At 55.8% G+C, this 16081-nt stretch carries 18 protein-coding genes; 9 read left to right on the forward strand and 9 right to left on the reverse strand.

Annotated features, from left to right (window positions below):
* The first annotated feature begins 106 nt into the window (after positions 1–106).
* From hisD to AAF463_RS18970, 6 genes are read left to right on the forward strand one after another with little or no spacing between them, the layout of a single operon-like run.
* Entirely contained in the window at positions 107–1426 is a 1320-nt protein-coding gene (hisD, locus tag AAF463_RS18945; protein WP_350261283.1) for a histidinol dehydrogenase, read from the forward strand.
* 10 nt (positions 1427–1436) lie between these two features.
* Positions 1437–2198, forward strand: a complete 762-nt coding sequence (locus AAF463_RS18950) for an SDR family oxidoreductase (protein WP_350261284.1) — start codon at positions 1437–1439, stop codon at positions 2196–2198.
* 10 nt (positions 2199–2208) lie between these two features.
* Positions 2209–3390 (forward strand): MFS transporter, encoded by a 1182-nt coding sequence (locus AAF463_RS18955; protein WP_158238591.1) that lies wholly within the window; start codon positions 2209–2211, stop codon positions 3388–3390.
* Positions 3391–3392: 2 nt separating this feature from the next.
* A complete protein-coding gene (locus AAF463_RS18960) occupies positions 3393–4109 on the forward strand; it encodes an alpha/beta hydrolase (RefSeq protein ID WP_350261285.1) in 717 nt (238 codons plus the stop codon).
* Positions 4091–4873 (forward strand): aldolase/citrate lyase family protein, encoded by a 783-nt coding sequence (locus AAF463_RS18965; protein WP_101760659.1) that lies wholly within the window; start codon positions 4091–4093, stop codon positions 4871–4873. The genes AAF463_RS18960 and AAF463_RS18965 overlap by 19 nt, the downstream gene beginning before the upstream one ends.
* A gap of 10 nt (positions 4874–4883) precedes the next feature.
* Positions 4884–6053 carry a cupin gene (locus AAF463_RS18970; RefSeq protein WP_350261286.1) on the forward strand — a complete coding sequence of 390 codons (1170 nt, stop codon included), beginning with the start codon at positions 4884–4886 and terminating at the stop codon, positions 6051–6053.
* Between the two features lie 45 nt (positions 6054–6098).
* On the opposite strand, the gene AAF463_RS18975 is transcribed toward AAF463_RS18970, so the two are convergent.
* The 4 genes from AAF463_RS18975 to cpxP form a co-directional block, all read right to left on the reverse strand.
* A complete protein-coding gene (locus tag AAF463_RS18975; protein ID WP_192415318.1) occupies positions 6099–7088 on the reverse strand; it encodes a sulfate ABC transporter substrate-binding protein in 990 nt (329 codons plus the stop codon).
* Between the two features lie 146 nt (positions 7089–7234).
* Positions 7235–8197, reverse strand: coding sequence for a 6-phosphofructokinase (pfkA, locus tag AAF463_RS18980; RefSeq protein WP_101760662.1), 963 nt, complete (start codon positions 8195–8197; stop codon positions 7235–7237).
* Positions 8198–8406: 209 nt separating this feature from the next.
* On the reverse strand, positions 8407–9309 hold the full coding sequence (fieF, locus tag AAF463_RS18985) for a CDF family cation-efflux transporter FieF (protein ID WP_110868197.1): 903 nt from the start codon (positions 9307–9309) through the stop codon (positions 8407–8409).
* 202 nt (positions 9310–9511) lie between these two features.
* The gene (gene cpxP, locus AAF463_RS18990) at positions 9512–10024 is read right to left on the reverse strand and encodes a cell-envelope stress modulator CpxP (protein ID WP_101760664.1); all 513 of its coding nucleotides are present in this window, start codon (positions 10022–10024) and stop codon (positions 9512–9514) included.
* A gap of 150 nt (positions 10025–10174) precedes the next feature.
* Between cpxP and cpxR the strand changes: the two genes are divergently transcribed.
* From cpxR to trmL, 3 genes are read left to right on the forward strand one after another with little or no spacing between them, the layout of a single operon-like run.
* The gene (gene cpxR / locus AAF463_RS18995; protein WP_007885339.1) at positions 10175–10873 is read left to right on the forward strand and encodes an envelope stress response regulator transcription factor CpxR; all 699 of its coding nucleotides are present in this window, start codon (positions 10175–10177) and stop codon (positions 10871–10873) included.
* Positions 10870–12246, forward strand: a complete 1377-nt coding sequence (cpxA, locus tag AAF463_RS19000) for an envelope stress sensor histidine kinase CpxA (RefSeq protein WP_101760665.1) — start codon at positions 10870–10872, stop codon at positions 12244–12246. Before cpxR ends, cpxA begins: the two co-directional genes overlap by 4 nt.
* A gap of 35 nt (positions 12247–12281) precedes the next feature.
* A complete protein-coding gene (gene trmL, locus AAF463_RS19005) occupies positions 12282–12755 on the forward strand; it encodes a tRNA (uridine(34)/cytosine(34)/5-carboxymethylaminomethyluridine(34)-2'-O)-methyltransferase TrmL (protein ID WP_101760666.1) in 474 nt (157 codons plus the stop codon).
* Here the strand turns inward: trmL and cysE are convergent.
* The 5 genes from cysE to AAF463_RS19030 all read right to left on the reverse strand — a co-directional run bounded on the left by cysE (position 12752) and on the right by AAF463_RS19030 (position 15865).
* On the reverse strand, positions 12752–13567 hold the full coding sequence (gene cysE / locus AAF463_RS19010; protein WP_007885334.1) for a serine O-acetyltransferase: 816 nt from the start codon (positions 13565–13567) through the stop codon (positions 12752–12754). The two genes, trmL and cysE, sit on opposite strands and share 4 nt — an antisense overlap.
* 69 nt (positions 13568–13636) lie before the next feature.
* Positions 13637–14656: an NAD(P)H-dependent glycerol-3-phosphate dehydrogenase gene (gene gpsA, locus AAF463_RS19015; RefSeq protein WP_101760667.1), complete on the reverse strand. Its 1020-nt coding sequence runs from the start codon at positions 14654–14656 to the stop codon at positions 13637–13639.
* Entirely contained in the window at positions 14656–15120 is a 465-nt protein-coding gene (gene secB, locus AAF463_RS19020) for a protein-export chaperone SecB (RefSeq protein WP_101760668.1), read from the reverse strand. Before secB ends, gpsA begins: the two co-directional genes overlap by 1 nt.
* A gap of 40 nt (positions 15121–15160) precedes the next feature.
* Complete coding sequence (grxC, locus tag AAF463_RS19025; RefSeq protein ID WP_007885328.1) at positions 15161–15415, reverse strand: glutaredoxin 3; 255 nt, start codon at positions 15413–15415, stop codon at positions 15161–15163.
* An 18-nt stretch (positions 15416–15433) separates the two neighbouring features.
* Positions 15434–15865: a rhodanese-like domain-containing protein gene (locus tag AAF463_RS19030; protein ID WP_008109709.1), complete on the reverse strand. Its 432-nt coding sequence runs from the start codon at positions 15863–15865 to the stop codon at positions 15434–15436.
* Positions 15866–16081 lie beyond the last annotated feature (216 nt).

Raw genomic sequence — 16081 nt, forward strand, 5'->3', positions numbered from 1 at the left:
AACTGCGCACATTCTCACTTTTCATCTTTTCCCCTTTCAGCCTCTTTACGCTCTTTGCATACGTATGCAAACCTGATTAACGGCAATCAATGATGAGGAAAAGAGCATGGCAATCTGGTTAAAACAGGCGGCAGCGAAAGCAGAACGCCAACAGCAGCAACAGCGCGTACGCAGCGATGTGGAGTCAGTGCTGGCGCAAATTGAAGCGCGCGGCGATGACGCGGTGCGCGAACTCTCGATTAAGTTCGATGGCTTTGCCCGCGATGATTTTCGCTTAACGCCGCAGGAGATCAATGCCTGCCTGCAACAGCTGACCAAACAAGATATTCGCGACATCGAATTCGCTCAGGAGCAGGTGCATAACTTCGCTCAGGCGCAAAAAAATTGCCTGACCGATTTAGCGATTGAAACGCGTCCGGGCGTGATACTTGGCCATCGCAACATTCCCATCAGCAATGTCGGCTGTTACGTGCCGGGCGGCAAATATCCGCTGCTGGCTTCGGCGCATATGTCGATCATTACCGCCAAAGTCGCAGGCTGCGATCGCATCGTGAGCTGCGCCCCGCCGTTTCACGGTAAACCGGCTGCTGCCATTGTTGCGGCGCAGTCGATGGCGGGCGCCAACGAGATCTATGCGCTCGGCGGCATTCAGGCGGTGGGCGCCATGGCGATTGGTACTGAGCGGATTGCGCCGGTCGATATGTTAGTCGGGCCGGGCAACGCGTGGGTGGCCGAAGCCAAACGCCAGCTATTTGGCCGCGTTGGCATCGACCTGTTCGCTGGCCCGACCGAAACGCTGGTGATCGCCGATGACAGCGTTGACGGTGAACTCTGCGCGACCGATCTGCTCGGCCAGGCGGAACATGGCCCCACCTCACCCGCGATTCTGCTGACCTGCTCACGCCAGCTGGCGCAGGAGACCGAGCGCTATATCCACCAGCTGTTGCTGCAACTGCCTACCGCCGATGTGGCGCAACAAGCCTGGCACGATTATGGCGAAATCATTCTCTGTGCCGATCACAATGAGATGCTGGCAGAAGCCAACCGCATCGCTTCTGAACACGTGCAGGTGATGACCGATCGCGATGACTGGTATCACCAGAACATGCGCAATTACGGCGCGCTGTTTCTCGGGCCGCGTACCAATGTGGCTTATGGCGACAAGGTGATCGGCACCAACCATACGCTGCCCACGCTGGGTGCATCGCGTTATACCGGCGGCTTGTGGGTGGGCAAATTTATGAAAACCTGCACCTGGCAGCGCGTCACCAGCGATGCGGCTTCGGCAGAAATCGGCGCTTACTGCTCGCGCCTGGCGCTGCTGGAGGGCTTTGCCGGTCATGCTGAACAGGCCAATATCCGCGTGCGCCGCTACGGCCAGCAGGAAGTGGTCTACGCCGCACCCGCGCCGGTTACGGTGAAATAAGGAGGCGCGCATGGTTCCGACTACCCCTTCATTTCGCCTGGATGGACAGCGCGCGCTGGTGACCGGCGGCTCGCGCGGTATCGGTTTTGCCGCCGCTATCGCGCTGGCCGACGCCGGAGCGCAGGTGTGGATTGCCGCGCGCGACGCCGATCGCCTGGCGCACGCCGTGCAGCAGGCGGCGAGCGCCGGCCTGACATTGCATCCGCTGCCGCTCGACGTCTGCAACACGCGCGCGGTGCGCCAGACACTACACGATTTGCCGAGCTTTCATGTGCTGGTCAACAGCGCCGGGCTGGCGCGCCATCAGCCGTTTAGCGAGGTCAGCGAAGCTAACTTTGATGCGGTAATGGACGTAAACCTGCGCGCCACGTTTTTCCTGTCGCAGCAGGTCGCGACCGGCATGCAGGCCGCCGGACACGGCGGCAGCATTATCCATCTCTCTTCGCAGATGGCGCACGTCGGCGGCCCGCAGCGCAGCGTCTACTGCGCATCAAAAGCGGCGCTGGAAGGGCTGACGCGTGCCATGGCGCTGGAGTTGGGACGCGATGGCATTCGCATCAACACCTTGTGCCCCACCTTTATCGAAACCGAACTGTCGCAGGCCTCGCTGGCAGATGAAGCGTTTCGCCAGCAGACGCTGCGCCGCATTCAGATTGGTCGTCTTGGCACGCTGGAAGATGTGATGGGGCCGGTGGTGTTTCTGGCATCACCGGCCGCAGCGTTGGTCACCGGCAGCGCGCTGAAGGTGGATGGCGGCTGGACGGCTTATTGAGGAACTCATTATGAAAGCGTTATTGCGTCGTGATGTGCTGCTGTTTTTCATTATTAGCTTGCTGTTTTTTATCAGCATTCACGCCTTTGATCCGTTTCTCGCCCCCTACATCATGTCGCTGAATGTCGAGGCGCGCGTGATGGGAATCATCATCGGTGCTACCGGATTGGCCTCGATGCTGTTGCGTTTTCCGACCGGCATTCTGTCGGACCGCTTTCGCCGCCGCAAACGCATTATCCAGATTGGCTTATTGTTTACGCTTATCGCCTGGCCGGTGGTTTACCTTTGGCCGACACCGGAAACACTGTTTATCGCCAAGCTCGCCGATGGCGTCACCAGCGCGACGTGGGTGGTGTATAATGTGATGTTCGTGGCTTACTTCCCGCCGCTGGAAGCCGCCGCCGCGATCGCCATGCTGAGCGTCACCTCGCCGGTAGGCACTTTTATCGGGATTTCGGTGGCAGGATTTATTGCCCGTCATTTCGGTGCCGAATCGAGCTTTTTGGTGGCGTCCGCTGCCGCGCTGCTGGCTTTTTTGCTGACGTTCTTTATCCGTGAAAAACGCCCGGAAGCGATGCCCACGGCGCAACGTCTCTCTGCGGTTCGCACTCAGCTGCGTGATCCTTCGGTGTGGTATCTCGGCGGACTCTGTGCACTGGTGATGATGGTGCCATTTGCCACGCGCGACACGCTGACGCCGCTACTGGCAGAAGGCTTTGGCATGGCGGCCGCTTCGCTGGCGACGCTAAGCGGCATCCATCTGTTCTTCTATGCGCTGGCCACCGCGCTGTGCGCGCCCTTCTTCTATCGCCTGCTGGGCTTACGCAACACGGCAATTATCGGCGGCGTGCTGCAAGGGGCCGTAGCGATAGCCATGCCTTACGCGCCCAATATCTGGCTGCTGTATGGCTTGCAGGCGCTGGCGGGCTGTGCCTTCGGCATGATCTCCACCGTGCTGAATTCGCTGATCGTCACCCGCACGCCCGCCTGGCAGCAATCCACTCGCGTTGGGCTATATCAAAGCATCTACTCCGCTGGGATTTTCTTTGGCCCGGTGCTGGTCGGCTACATCAAATACTACTTCGCGATGCAGCAGGGCTTTATGGTGATTGGCATTATTTCATTGCTGTCGCTGCTGCTGGTGCGCCATGTGATGCGGATGGTGAATGCCCGTCCTGTGGCGGAGGGCTAATCATGTCACTGCCTTTGGTGTTACTGGGCGGTACCTTGTGCGACGGCGCGTTGTGGCAACCGCTTTGCCGCCATCTACCGCAGCAGCCGATGATCATTCCCGAGATGAGCGGTGCTGACAGCGCCAAACAGCTCGCGGCGCAACTGCTGACTGACTTGCCGGCGCGCTTTTTACTGGTGGGATTCTCGCTGGGTGCGCTGGTGGCACTGGAGATGCAGGCGCAAGCCGCGCAACGCATCGCGGGCCTCGCGCTGCTGGCGGTGAATCCGTTGGCGGATGCGCCGGTCAACGCTGCGGGACGTATTGCCTTGCTTGATCGAGCTGCGAAAAACGGTATGCGATCGGTGATTGAGCAACTCTGGCCGCGCTATGTGCATGCATCGCGGCTGGCGGATCGCGAGCTGCTTGGCGCGCTGGTGACGATGGCAGAACGCAGCAGCGTTGAGCGCTTTCGTCAACAGACCGCCATCGCCATACAACGTCGCGATTTACGGCATACCTTACCGGCGCTGCAGGCACCGCTGTTGATCCTCAACGGCGACAGCGACGCCATCTGCACCCCCGAACACCATCACCTGCTTGTCAAAGCGGCTCCCGCCGCACGCCACATCACGCTTGAGCAGTGCGGACACTTTCTGCTGCTGGAGCAGCCGCAAGCCTGTGCCCGCGCGCTGCAAACCTGGATTAAGAGGAGTGAATTATGCGTATCAACCCTTTAAAACAACGCCGTGAACCGATTATTAACGGCTGGCTGGCGATCCCCAGCAGCTACAGCGCCGAGATTGCCGGACATCAGGGCTTTGATGCCGTCACCGTTGACCTGCAACATGGCCTGATCGATTTCGCCGCCGCGCTCAGCATGTTGCAGGCGCTATCCTCCACACCCGCGACGCCGCTGGTGCGCGTCTCGCACAACGAGCCGGCGCAGATTATGCGCATGCTGGATGCCGGCGCCTACGGCATTATCTGCCCGATGATCAACGATGCCGCCGAAGCGCAGCAGTTTGTCGATGCCTGCCGCTATGCGCCGCAAGGTTCGCGCTCGTTTGGTCCAGCGCGTGCGCTGCTGTATGGCGGCAAAGATTATCCGCAGCATGCTAACCAGCAAATTCTGACGCTGGCGATGATTGAAACACGCGCGGGGTTGGCCAATCTTGATGCCATTCTCGACGTCGAGGGATTGGACGGCGTGTTTATCGGCCCCAACGATCTGTCTCTTACGCTCACCGGCCAGGCCAGCGCCGAATCGCAGCATCCTGAGATGTTAAATGCCATTGAACGGGTGCTGAGCCGCACCCGCGCCGGCCACAAACTGGCCGGTATTTTTTGTACCAGCGGAGAAGCCGCCGCACAGCGCATCGCACAGGGCTTTCAGTTGGTGACCCCCGCCAATGATGTGATGCAGCTAACGCATGCCGCACGCCACGCTGTCGCCACCGCGCGCGGTGAGGCGTTGCCTGTTCGTTCTGGTTCGGGTTATTGAGGAGAAGAAGATGAAACAGCAAACATTGTCCGCTACAGCAGCACGTGCGCGCCTGATCGCGCCGCAAGATATGGTGTCGTGCAATCTGGCGTTTATCGACTGCAAACTGCCGGGTTCGCATCTCAAGCAGAATTACTCGTTTATCGGGCCGGGCGTGACGCAGTCGTCTGAGCAGGTGATCAATATTCCTGAAGCGCACGGTTTTAACATTGGCGCGGCGGCGATGCCAAAAGGCGTGACCAATAATCTGCATCTGCATTTCACTGCCGAAGTCTTCCTGATCCATGAAGGCCGCTGGCGTTTCCGCTGGGGGAATAAAGGCGAAGAGTCGCTGGAGCTCGACGCTCCGGCGATTGTCAGCCTGCCCACCTGGATTTTCCGTGGCTTCACCAATGTGTCGGCTACCGATACCGATGGCTGGGTATTTACCGTGCTGGGCGGCGATAACACCGGCGGCATTATCTGGCATCCCGATGTGATGTCGGCGGCGGCGGAATATGGACTCTATCTCAGCCCCAATAACATGCTGATCGATACCTCAACCGGCGCGGCGATCCCGCCGGTTGCAGAGCGTATGCCGCCGCTGCCCGAGGTGGAGATGGCGCAGTTACAGCATTTTACGCCCGAGCAGATGGCGCAGTTTGCCGTCACCGGTGAGCAGCGCGCCTGGAGCGATCACGCGCTACTGGATGCCATGTTGCCGGGTCACGGTGCGCGTATGGCACCCGTCATCGGCTATGGCATCAATCAGGATCGTCAGGTCGCTCCGCCCATCAACACGCCACACGGCTTCTCGGTAGAGTGGCTGGCTTTGCCACAAGCGGGCGAGATGGGTACGCACCGCTGCGCACAGGTGCAAGTACTCATGGTGTTTAAGGGCACGCTTACTGTGACCTTCAATCGTGATGGTGAAGAAGTGACGATGACCGCGCCGGAGCGTTCGGTGATTTCCGTGCCGGCAGGCAGCTGGCGTCGCTATCAGGCATCCGATCATGCGTGTGAAGTGGTGATTACCACTGCGGGTGACGGACGGAAAAAACTGGAATGGGATAAAGCGATTGTCGATGCCGCTGCTGCGTTAGGTTGGGGGCTGGATCCAGATGGCTATCTGGTACGTCAGGCATTGTTGCCGCTGGTGGCCCAGCGTGCCGGTCGGCGGTTGGCGACGCAAGAGGCGTAATGGTATGTAAAAAGGTCGCCATAAATGGCGACCTGACAATGTACGTTATGGCTTCATCACCTGGTCGTAGCTGCCGCCATCGGCGAAGTGAGTTTTCTGGGCTTGCGTCCAGCCACCAAACTTGTTGTCGATAGTGAACAGTTTTACCGGGGCGAATTTATTGGCAAATTTCTCCGCAACGGCTTTATCACGTGGACGATAGAAATTTTCCGCCGCGATAGTCTGACCTTCCGGCGAGTAGAGATACTTGAGGTAATCTTCAGCTACTTTGCGGGTGCCCTGCTCGTCGACCACTTTATCCACTACCGAAACCGTTGGCTCCGCCAGAATCGATTCGCTTGGGGTGACGATCTCAAACTTGTCTTTACCCAGCTTATTTACCGCCAGATAGGCTTCGTTTTCCCACGCTATCAGCACATCGCCAATGCCGCGTTCCACGAAGGTGTTAGTGGCACCACGTGCGCCAGAATCCTGCACTTCTACGTTCTTAAACAGCGATCTCACGTAAGCCAGCGCTTTGGCTTGATCGCCGTTGTTCTGATCCAGCGCCCAGCCCCATGCAGCCAGATAATTCCAGCGTGCGCCGCCTGACGTTTTCGGGTTTGGCGTGATGACGGAAACGCCCGGCTTGATCAGATCTGGCCAATCATGAATGCCTTTCGGGTTGCCTTTGCGCACCAGGAACACGATGGTTGAGGTGTAGGGTGCGGAGTTGTCCGGTAGGCGTTTAATCCAGTCTTTATTGATACGACCACGGTCAGCAATAGCATCGACATCAGATTGCAGCGCCAGCGTAACCACATCAGCACGGATGCCATTGATCACTGAGGTTGCTTGTTTACCTGAACCGCCGTGCGACTGGCGAATCACCACATTGTCGCCGGTTTCCTGCTTGTAATGCGCGCTAAACGCTTTGTTGTACTGCTCGTACAGCTCACGGGTTGGATCGTAAGAGACGTTTAACAACTGAATATCCTTTGCCAGAACACTGGTTGAAGCCAGTAACAGGGTGACACCAATACTCCACTTATTCATTGCTTGCTCTCCCGAGGTCGTTATAGAACAAGACTGACACAAACTTATCCACGGATTAAAGAATTAAAAATAAGCTGTTATAACCGCACGGAATATGAGCAGGCATAAAAAAGGCGCGAATCGCGTCGCGCCTTGATGCTGAATAATCAGTAGAGTTTTTTCGCGGTATCCAGCCAGTCGCGTTTGAATGGACGCTTCATATTTTCAATCGCATCGATGATGTCGTGATGCACCATCTTCTCGTTCTGAATACCGACGCAGCGGCCGCCGTAGCCTTGTAGCAGCAGCTCGATGGAATAGGAACCCATGCGCGAGGCCAGAATGCGGTCATAGGCACAAGGTGCGCCGCCACGCTGAATGTGACCGAGAACGGTAGCGCGGGTTTCGCGTTTGGTTTCAGCTTCGATGAAGTGCGCCAGATCGTCGATATCGCAGATGTGCTCGGTGATCGCCACGATGGCGTGCTTTTTACCTTTGGCAATGCCGGCTTTGATTTCAGCAACCAGCTCTTCGCGGGTATACGGGATTTCAGGCAGCACGATGAACTCGCAACCACCGGCAATCGCTGCCGCCAGGGTTAAATCGCCACAGTAACGGCCCATCACTTCCACGATGGAGATACGCTGGTGGGAAGATGAGGTGTCACGCAGGCGGTCAATCGCTTCAACCACGGTTTCCAGCGCAGTGAAGTAACCGATGGTGTAATCAGTACCTGCTACGTCGTTATCAATGGTGCCAGGCAGGCCGATGCACGGGAAGCCCATTTCAGTCAGGCGCTTGGCACCCATGTAGGAACCATCACCGCCGATAACCACCAGCGCATCAATACCACGCTTTTTCATGTTATCAATCGCGGTCTGGCGCACTTCATCGTTGCGGAATTCTGGGAAGCGGGCAGAACCGAGGAAAGTGCCGCCGCGGTTGATCATGTCTGACACGCTGTAGCGGTCAAGGTTGATCATGCGATCTTCGTACAATCCCAGATAGCCGTCGTAAATACCAAAAACTTCCAGTCCTTCACTCAGCGCGGAACGTACAACTCCGCGAATGGCTGCGTTCATGCCTGGGGCGTCGCCGCCGCTGGTCAGTACTCCGATTTTTTTGATCATGACAACCTCTGGATTGTTCAAAAACTAAGGATTATTCCTGCCATGTGTCCGGCGTGGACCAGCTCGCGATCGCATGGCTTAATAGTTGCAAAATAGTATATCAAACGCTTGATGCTGAATTGATTCAGGTCAGACAAGTTTTCGCTAATTTTTTACAGAGTTGTTAGCGTTACGTCACTTTTTTTGTGTAATTGCATGATTTTAAATCGCTAACCTTGAAAAAATCCATGTTGATTGCTCGGCACAACAGAACAGGGATCTTGATGGATGATGACGTCTGAGCCGGGAAACCTCTTGAGTAACGCCTGCTCAATTTGATCGGCCACCTGATGGGCCTGCACCAGCGGCAGCTGATCTTCCATCTCCAGATGCAGCTGGATAAAACGCGTGGGGCCCGATTGTCGCGTGCGTAATGCATGCGCGCCGCGTACGCCCGGCCAGTTGGTCACCACGTTGATAATCTCCTGCGTTTCATGCTCGGGCAAAACGCGATCCAACAGCGCCTGTACCGCGTCATAACCCATCCGCAACGCGTTATAGAGAATGTAAACGCCGATGCCGAGCGCGAACAACGCATCCGCCCGTACAAAACCATAGCTGCTCAAACCGAGAGCGACCAATATTGCGCCGTTCATCACTACGTCAGATTGATAGTGCAGCATGTCTGCGCGAATCGCCTGGCTGCGCGTGCGTCGCACCACCCAGCGCTGGAAGGCAACCAACGTCAGGGTTGAAAACAGCGCAATCACCGTCACCACAATGCCCACCAGCGGCGCATGTAAGGTTTCGGGCGAGGCCAGATGCTGAATGCCGGTGAGAAACAGAAACAGCGCCGAGCCGGAGATAAACATGCTTTGCGCCAGCGCGGCCAGTGATTCGGCTTTACCGTGGCCGAAGGTGTGATCGTCATCGGCCGGCTGCAGTGAATAGCGCACCACTAGCAAATTGGTGAGTGAAGCGGCGATATCCACCAATGAATCTACTAACGCCGCCAACATACTGACTGAACCGGTATGCCACCATGCGAAAATTTTCACGATTAACAGCAATGTCGCCAGCGTAGTTGCCGCCAGCGCCGCCCGATTAACTAACTTTGCATAGGAAGAATCCATGCTATGCCTCGTCGGATCGCACGCCTTATAGGTGCGGCCTTTAGGTCTCAAGATGGCTAAAGTTTATCATCGGCATATGTGTGCTGCGTGATTGAATTTTAAGGCAATGATGTTAGAGAGAAATGACAGGCAAAAAAAACCCCCGCATCATGCGGGGGAAGACAGGGATGGTGTCTATGGCAAGGAAAACAGGGATACTATGTTACTGGTTACTGCTGGTACTACTCACTGCTTGCAGCGGTGATGATGGCTGCAATCCTGAGAGCCGACGAACTTCAGCTAATCGCCGCTCATAATTTTTCTGCAATGTCGCTTGCTGTGCAGGCGTTAGCAGGTGATACATCTGATTACGAACCCGAGCCATCTCGACTTGCTGTTCTACCGCTGCGCGGGCTTGTTTCTCTGCCTGCTGTCGGATAGCCGATTCGTTAAATTTGTCTGCAATGACAAGGTCATGCATAGTTTCTATATCTTGAACGCTGATTGTTGGGCGTTCGTGTCGCGCTTGCTGCATCAGGTCTCGCATCTGTTGCCGCTGTTGTTCAGTCAGCTCAATGCCATCGAACATGTAGCTTTGCGGATTTTGCGTCATACTGCCTGTCGTCAATCCGCTGTTCGGATGCATCTCGTCAATCGTCGTCGTGTCTGCTGCTTCGGCGCTGGCGTGACTGAGAACCATCGCTGAGGCAATGACGACGGCGGTTAAGTAGCGCATCGTTAACTCCCAGTTCGTTCCGTTTTGCGATTCAACGAGAGCCAGTGTACGGCGGTGGCTGCAAACATCCGTCAGGGGGTGTAAAAGTACGTAAAGCGTTGGATTGCAAGTCAAGGAACACGGTATTTTGCCTGCGGAGGGCAATAAAAAATGAATAAAATCCTGTTGGTTGATGACGACCGCGAATTAACTTCGCTGCTTAAAGAACTGCTTGAGATGGAAGGTTTTGAAGTCATTGTGGCAAGCGATGGTGAGCAGGCGCTTAACCTGCTAGACAACACCGTGGACTTGCTATTGCTTGATGTGATGATGCCGAAGAAGAACGGTATCGACACTTTGAAAGAACTACGCCAACAGCACCAAACTCCGGTCATTATGCTGACTGCACGTGGCAGCGAACTGGACCGCGTTCTGGGCCTCGAACTGGGTGCAGATGACTATCTGCCTAAACCGTTTAACGATCGTGAACTGGTAGCGCGTATTCGTGCCATTCTGCGCCGTTCAAACTGGAGCGAGCAGCAACAGCAGCACGATAACAGCTCACCAACGCTGGAAGTCGACTGCCTGCGCCTGAATCCGGGTCGTCAGGAAGCCAGCTTCGACAGCGAAACTTTGGACCTCACCGGCACCGAGTTCACCCTGCTCTATTTGCTGGCACAGCATCTGGGTCAGGTGGTATCGCGTGAGCACCTTAGTCAGGAAGTGTTGGGCAAACGTCTGACACCGTTTGACCGCGCTATCGATATGCACATTTCTAACCTGCGTCGTAAATTGCCGGAACGTCGTGATGGTCATCCGTGGTTTAAAACCCTACGCGGACGCGGCTATCTGATGGTTTCGGCATCATGATTGGAAGTTTAACCACCCGCATCTTCGCCATCTTCTGGCTCACGCTAGCGTTGGTGTTGATGCTGGTTCTCATGGTGCCTAAACTCGATTCGCGCCAGATGACCGCGTTACTGGAAAGCGAGCAACGTCAGGGCACCATGATTGAACAGCACGTTGAAGCGGAGCTGTCTCAGGATCCACCCAACGACTTAATGTGGTGGCGTCGCCTGTTCCGCTCCATCGACAAATGGGCGCCGCCCGGTCAGCGTTTATTATTAGTGACCAGCGAAGGCCGGGTGATTGGCGCGCAGCACAATGAAATGCAGATCATCCGCAACTTTATTGGGCAGTCGGATAACGCCGACCACCCACAAAAGAAAAAGTATGGTCGCGTGGAGATGGTTGGACCTTTCGCGGTCCGCGATGGCGAAGACAACTATCAGCTCTACCTGATTCGTCCTGCCACCAGCTCGCAGCTCGATTTCGTTAATCTGCTGTTTGACCGCCCGCTACTGCTGCTGATTGTCACGATGCTGATCAGCTCGCCGCTGCTGCTGTGGCTGGCGTGGAGCCTGGCGCGCCCCGCGCGCAAACTTAAATATGCGGCGGATGAAGTGGCAAGCGGCAATTTGCGCCAGCATCCGGAACTGGAATCGGGGCCGCAAGAGTTTCTGGCTGCGGGTTCCAGTTTCAACCAAATGGTGAGCGCGCTCGAACGCATGATGACGGCGCAACAGCGTCTGCTATCCGATATCAGCCATGAATTGCGTACGCCGTTAACTCGCTTGCAGCTGGCAACCGCGCTCCTGCGTCGCCGTAACGGTGAAGGCAAAGAGCTGCAGCGCATTGAAACGGAAGCGCAGCGTCTGGATGGCATGATTAACGATCTGCTGGTGCTGTCGCGAACGCAGCACAATAACGCGCTGGTTAGCGAAGCGATGAAGGCCAATCAGCTTTGGAATGGCGTGCTGGAAGATGCCAAATTTGAAGCCGAGCAGATGGGCAAACTGATGGAAGTGCCCTATCCGCCTGGCCCGTGGCCGCTGTACGGTAATCCCCATGCGTTGGAGAGTGCGCTTGAGAATATCGTGCGTAATGCGCTGCGCTATTCGAATTCGCACATCAGCGTCAGCTTCTCGGTGGATATTGCGGGCATCACCATTCATGTCGATGATGATGGTCCAGGAGTCAGCCCAGAAGATCGCGAGCAGATTTTCCGTCCGTTCTACCGCACCGATGAGGCGCGCGATCGTGAGTCAGGCGGCACCGGATTGGGCCTGGCGATTGTCGAAACCGCCATCCAGCAGCATCGCGGCTGGGTTAAAGCGGATGACAGCCCGCTCGGCGGTTTACGCCTCACGCTGTGGCTGCCGCTGTACTCCGCCCGTCAATAATTTGTTATGCTTCGGCCCTCGTTTCTGGGGGCCTTATGCTAAACATTGTCTTATTTGAACCTGAAATTCCGCCAAATACCGGCAACATCATTCGCTTGTGCGCAAATACCGGTTTCCAGTTACACCTGATTGAACCGCTGGGCTTTGCCTGGGATGACAAGCGCCTGCGCCGCGCCGGGCTGGATTACCACGAATATACCGCCTTAAAAAAACACGCCAATTACGCAGAGTTTCTGGCAACAGAAACGCCACAGCGCATGTTCGCCCTCACCACCAAAGGAACGCCTGCGCACAGCGCGGTCAGCTATCAGAAGGGTGATTATTTGGTGTTTGGTCCGGAGAGTCGCGGTTTACCCGCAGAAATTCTCAACGCGCTACCCGCTGAGCAGAAAATCCGCATTCCGATGATGGCGGAGAGCCGCAGCATGAACCTGTCTAATGCAGTATCGGTGGTGGTGTATGAAGCGTGGCGCCAACTCGATTATGCTGGCGCACTGATCAAAGGCTAGATGCCGTCACCGTATTCAAAGCCTGCGCCGTTGAAGTGCTGATCCATATCCATCGACGGTTTATCGCTGGTCGGTTTACCGACAATGCGCGCTGGTACGCCTGCCGCCGTGGTATGCGGCGGTACAGGCTGCAGGACAACTGAACCGGCTCCGATTTTTGCGCCGCGCCCCACTTCAATGTTGCCCAGAATCTTGGCGCCGGCGCCAATCATCACACCTTCACGGATCTTCGGATGACGATCGCCGCTGGTTTTACCAGTACCGCCGAGCGTCACCGATTGCAGAATTGAAACATCATTTTCAATGATTGCCGTTTCGCCGATGACAATGCCGGTGGCATGGTCAAGCATGATGCCGCGACCAATGCGCGCCGCCGGGTGAATATCCACGGCAAATGAGACGGAAATTTCGTTCTGCAGATAGACAGCCAGCGCGCGGCGGCCCTCTTTCCACAGCCAATGGCCGATGCGATAAGCCTGCAAGGCGTGGAAACCTTTGAGGTAAAGCAGCGGCGTAGAGTATTTATCAACGGCGGGATCGCGCTGGCGTACAGCCTGAATATCGTAGGCCGCAGAGACAATCATCTCCGGGTCTTCACGATAGGCTTCTTCCACGATTTCGCGAATAGCGATAGCGGGCATGATCGGGTTCGCCAGCTTGTTAGCGAGCATGTAGCTGAGCGCGCTGCCGAGGTTTTCGTGTTTGAGCAGTGTCGCATGGTAAAAGCTGGCCAGCATCGGTTCACAGTCGGCCAGGGCTCTGGCTTCGGCTTTGATATGGTTCCAGACCAGTTCTAACTCTTCAGACGACATTGCTGTTTGCTCCCGATAAAAAAAGCGCCTGATGGGGCGCTACAGGTGGTGACGCTGGCGCATCCTGCTTTAGCTTTGGCTGTTTTCGTCCTTCCTTGCACGGCCAAGTAAGGTCAATGCTGCCTCTCGCGCTGATTTTCCGCAATAGAGCACCTGATAAATCTGCTCGGTAATCGGCATTTCTACGCCGACGCGCGCGGCCAATGCTTTGACTTCTTTGGTGTTTCTGTAGCCTTCTACAACTTGTCCGATAATGCGTTGCGCCTCGTCTACGCTCTCGCCTTGCCCCAGCATCATGCCGAAACGACGGTTGCGCGACTGATTATCGGTACAGGTCAGCACCAGATCGCCTAAACCGGCCATGCCCATAAAGGTGGTGGCATCGGCGCCCAGCGCTGCGCCAAGACGGCTCATTTCCGTCAGGCCGCGAGTGATCAAGGCGGTACGCGCGTTGGCACCAAAGCCAATGCCGTCAGAAATCCCCGCACCAATCGCAATCACGTTCTTGACCGCGCCGCCTAACTGCACGCCGATGAAATCCTGATTGTTGTAGACGCGGAAACTTTTGCCGCAGTGCAGCTTTTGCTGCAGGTCTTCAGCGAACTCAGCATCGGTGGATGCCAGTGCGATGGCCGTTGGCATGCCGGCTGCCAGCTCTTTGGCAAAGGTGGGTCCGGAAATCACCGCGAGTGGAATCGCATCGCCGAGGATTTCACGCGCCACATCCTGCAGCAACCGGCCGGTCTCTTTTTCCAGCCCCTTAGTCGCCCAGACAATCCGCGAATCGGCACGCAAATGCGGCTTAAGCTGCGTCAGCACGTCGCCAAATACATGGCTCGGCACGACGACCAGCAGATCGCGACTGGCGTTAACCACGGTTGCCAGATCGGCTTCAGGAACGAGATTATCAGGGAAAGGGACATCGGGCAGGAAAGCGGCATTGCAGCGGTCAGCTTGCAGCTGCGCCACGCTTTGAGGATTGTGGCCCCAGAGCAGAACCGGATGGCCGTTGCGGGCCAGCGTGATGGCCAATGCGGTGCCGTACGAGCCGGCACCGATGACGCTAATTGAAGCGTTGAGTGTAGTCATCAGGCATCCTGATGTGGCGCTTCGCCTTCACCTTGCTGCTGCAGATAGTTCATGAACAGCGCATCAAAGTTCACTGGCGCCAGGTTGAGCTGCGGGAAAGTACCACGAGACACAAGGCTGGTTACGCATTCGCGTGCATACGGGAACAGAATGTTCGGGCAGTACGCGCCGAGGCAATGCGCCATCTGCGTGCCTTCGATACCGCTAATGGTGAAAATGCCCGCTTGCTGTACTTCACACAGGAATGCGGTTTCTTCGCCAACGGTTGCCGTTACGGTAACGCGCAGAACGACTTCAAAAACGCCATCAGCTAACTGAGAAGAGGCGGTGTCCAGATCCAGCTTCACTTCCGGTTCCCACTCTTTCTGGAAAACCTGCGGTGCGTTTGGCGCTTCGTAAGAAACATCTTTGGTGTAAACACGTTGAATCTGGAACTGCATTTCGCTGCTGCTTTGCTCTGACATGTGACTAAATCCTGTGAGTTAAAATTGTCTGACCGAAAAGTTATGCCTGGAGTAAAGGATCAAGTCCCTGACGCCCATCCAGCGCGTAAAGATCGTCACAGCCGCCAATGTGCTGCGCATCAATAAAAATCTGTGGCACCGTAGTGCGGCCGCTGCGTTGAATCATCTCTTCACGTTTCGCCGCGTTCCCGTCAATGGGAATCTCCTGGAACGACACGCCTTTCTGATCCAACAACGCCTTTGCACGGTGGCAATAAGGACAAGTGACTTTGGTGTAGATCTCTACATTCGCCATACGGTTACCTCTGAGAAGTTATTTACCGCGCACCAGTGGCAGATTTTCACCACTCCAGCCGCTCACGCCATCTTTTAGTACGGAGACTTTTTCAAAACCCGCTGCGCTCAATTTCGCTGCAGATTCACCCGCACTTTGACCGGTCGCGCAAACTACAATTATGTGCTGTGACTTGTGCTTTTCCAGCTCGCCAAAGCTCTCTTTTTTGATGTCTGCTGCCGCTACGTTGATAGCCCCAGAAATGTGTCCTTTGCGGTAATCGTCACGTGAACGCACGTCTACCACCACCGCGTCCTCTTTGTTTATCAGGTGGGTAGCTTCACCACGGCTGATAGTTTTTACTTTAGAGAACATACCTTTAACGGTGGTCACAATCACGAGAACGAGTAAAGCGACCCATGCCAGACTGAGGATGGGGTGATTGCTTGCAAACTGCATAATTTCTTGCATGAGGGGTAACGACTCCAAACCGGGCTGATAAGCTAAAACAAGGGTTCTGAGTATACCTGCGCCACTTCGCATGTACAGTCGCTAAGGGGACAGAGTTACGATTTGTGCGTCATTTTCCAAAAAAAGTGTTCTAATCCCAAAATTAAGACAAAGTTTATGCCGGTAAGCTCGGTACAGACATTTTTAGTAAAGTAAAACCCGGCCGGGCTAACTGGT

It is taken from the genome of Pantoea sp. BJ2, from assembly GCF_040255075.1.
GTDB lineage: Bacteria > Pseudomonadota > Gammaproteobacteria > Enterobacterales > Enterobacteriaceae > Pantoea > Pantoea leporis.

Bases quoted from the DNA above. Each gene is read 5' to 3' on its own strand.
- hisD (WP_350261283.1), top strand. From the start codon at position 107: ATGGCAATCTGGTTAAAACAGGCGGCAGCGAAAGCAGAACGCCAACAG.
- cysE (WP_007885334.1), bottom strand. From the start codon at position 13,567: ATGTCGTCTGAAGAGTTAGAACTGGTCTGGAACCATATCAAAGCCGAA.
- gpsA (WP_101760667.1), bottom strand. From the start codon at position 14,656: ATGACTACACTCAACGCTTCAATTAGCGTCATCGGTGCCGGCTCGTAC.
- AAF463_RS18970 (WP_350261286.1), top strand. From the start codon at position 4,884: ATGAAACAGCAAACATTGTCCGCTACAGCAGCACGTGCGCGCCTGATC.
- AAF463_RS18960 (WP_350261285.1), top strand. From the start codon at position 3,393: ATGTCACTGCCTTTGGTGTTACTGGGCGGTACCTTGTGCGACGGCGCG.
- AAF463_RS18965 (WP_101760659.1), top strand. From the start codon at position 4,091: ATGCGTATCAACCCTTTAAAACAACGCCGTGAACCGATTATTAACGGC.
- cpxP (WP_101760664.1), bottom strand. From the start codon at position 10,024: ATGCGCTACTTAACCGCCGTCGTCATTGCCTCAGCGATGGTTCTCAGT.
- fieF (WP_110868197.1), bottom strand. From the start codon at position 9,309: ATGGATTCTTCCTATGCAAAGTTAGTTAATCGGGCGGCGCTGGCGGCA.
- secB (WP_101760668.1), bottom strand. From the start codon at position 15,120: ATGTCAGAGCAAAGCAGCAGCGAAATGCAGTTCCAGATTCAACGTGTT.
- cpxA (WP_101760665.1), top strand. From the start codon at position 10,870: ATGATTGGAAGTTTAACCACCCGCATCTTCGCCATCTTCTGGCTCACG.
- pfkA (WP_101760662.1), bottom strand. From the start codon at position 8,197: ATGATCAAAAAAATCGGAGTACTGACCAGCGGCGGCGACGCCCCAGGC.
- cpxR (WP_007885339.1), top strand. From the start codon at position 10,175: ATGAATAAAATCCTGTTGGTTGATGACGACCGCGAATTAACTTCGCTG.
- trmL (WP_101760666.1), top strand. From the start codon at position 12,282: ATGCTAAACATTGTCTTATTTGAACCTGAAATTCCGCCAAATACCGGC.
- AAF463_RS19030 (WP_008109709.1), bottom strand. From the start codon at position 15,865: ATGCAAGAAATTATGCAGTTTGCAAGCAATCACCCCATCCTCAGTCTG.
- AAF463_RS18955 (WP_158238591.1), top strand. From the start codon at position 2,209: ATGAAAGCGTTATTGCGTCGTGATGTGCTGCTGTTTTTCATTATTAGC.
- grxC (WP_007885328.1), bottom strand. From the start codon at position 15,415: ATGGCGAATGTAGAGATCTACACCAAAGTCACTTGTCCTTATTGCCAC.
- AAF463_RS18975 (WP_192415318.1), bottom strand. From the start codon at position 7,088: ATGAATAAGTGGAGTATTGGTGTCACCCTGTTACTGGCTTCAACCAGT.
- AAF463_RS18950 (WP_350261284.1), top strand. From the start codon at position 1,437: ATGGTTCCGACTACCCCTTCATTTCGCCTGGATGGACAGCGCGCGCTG.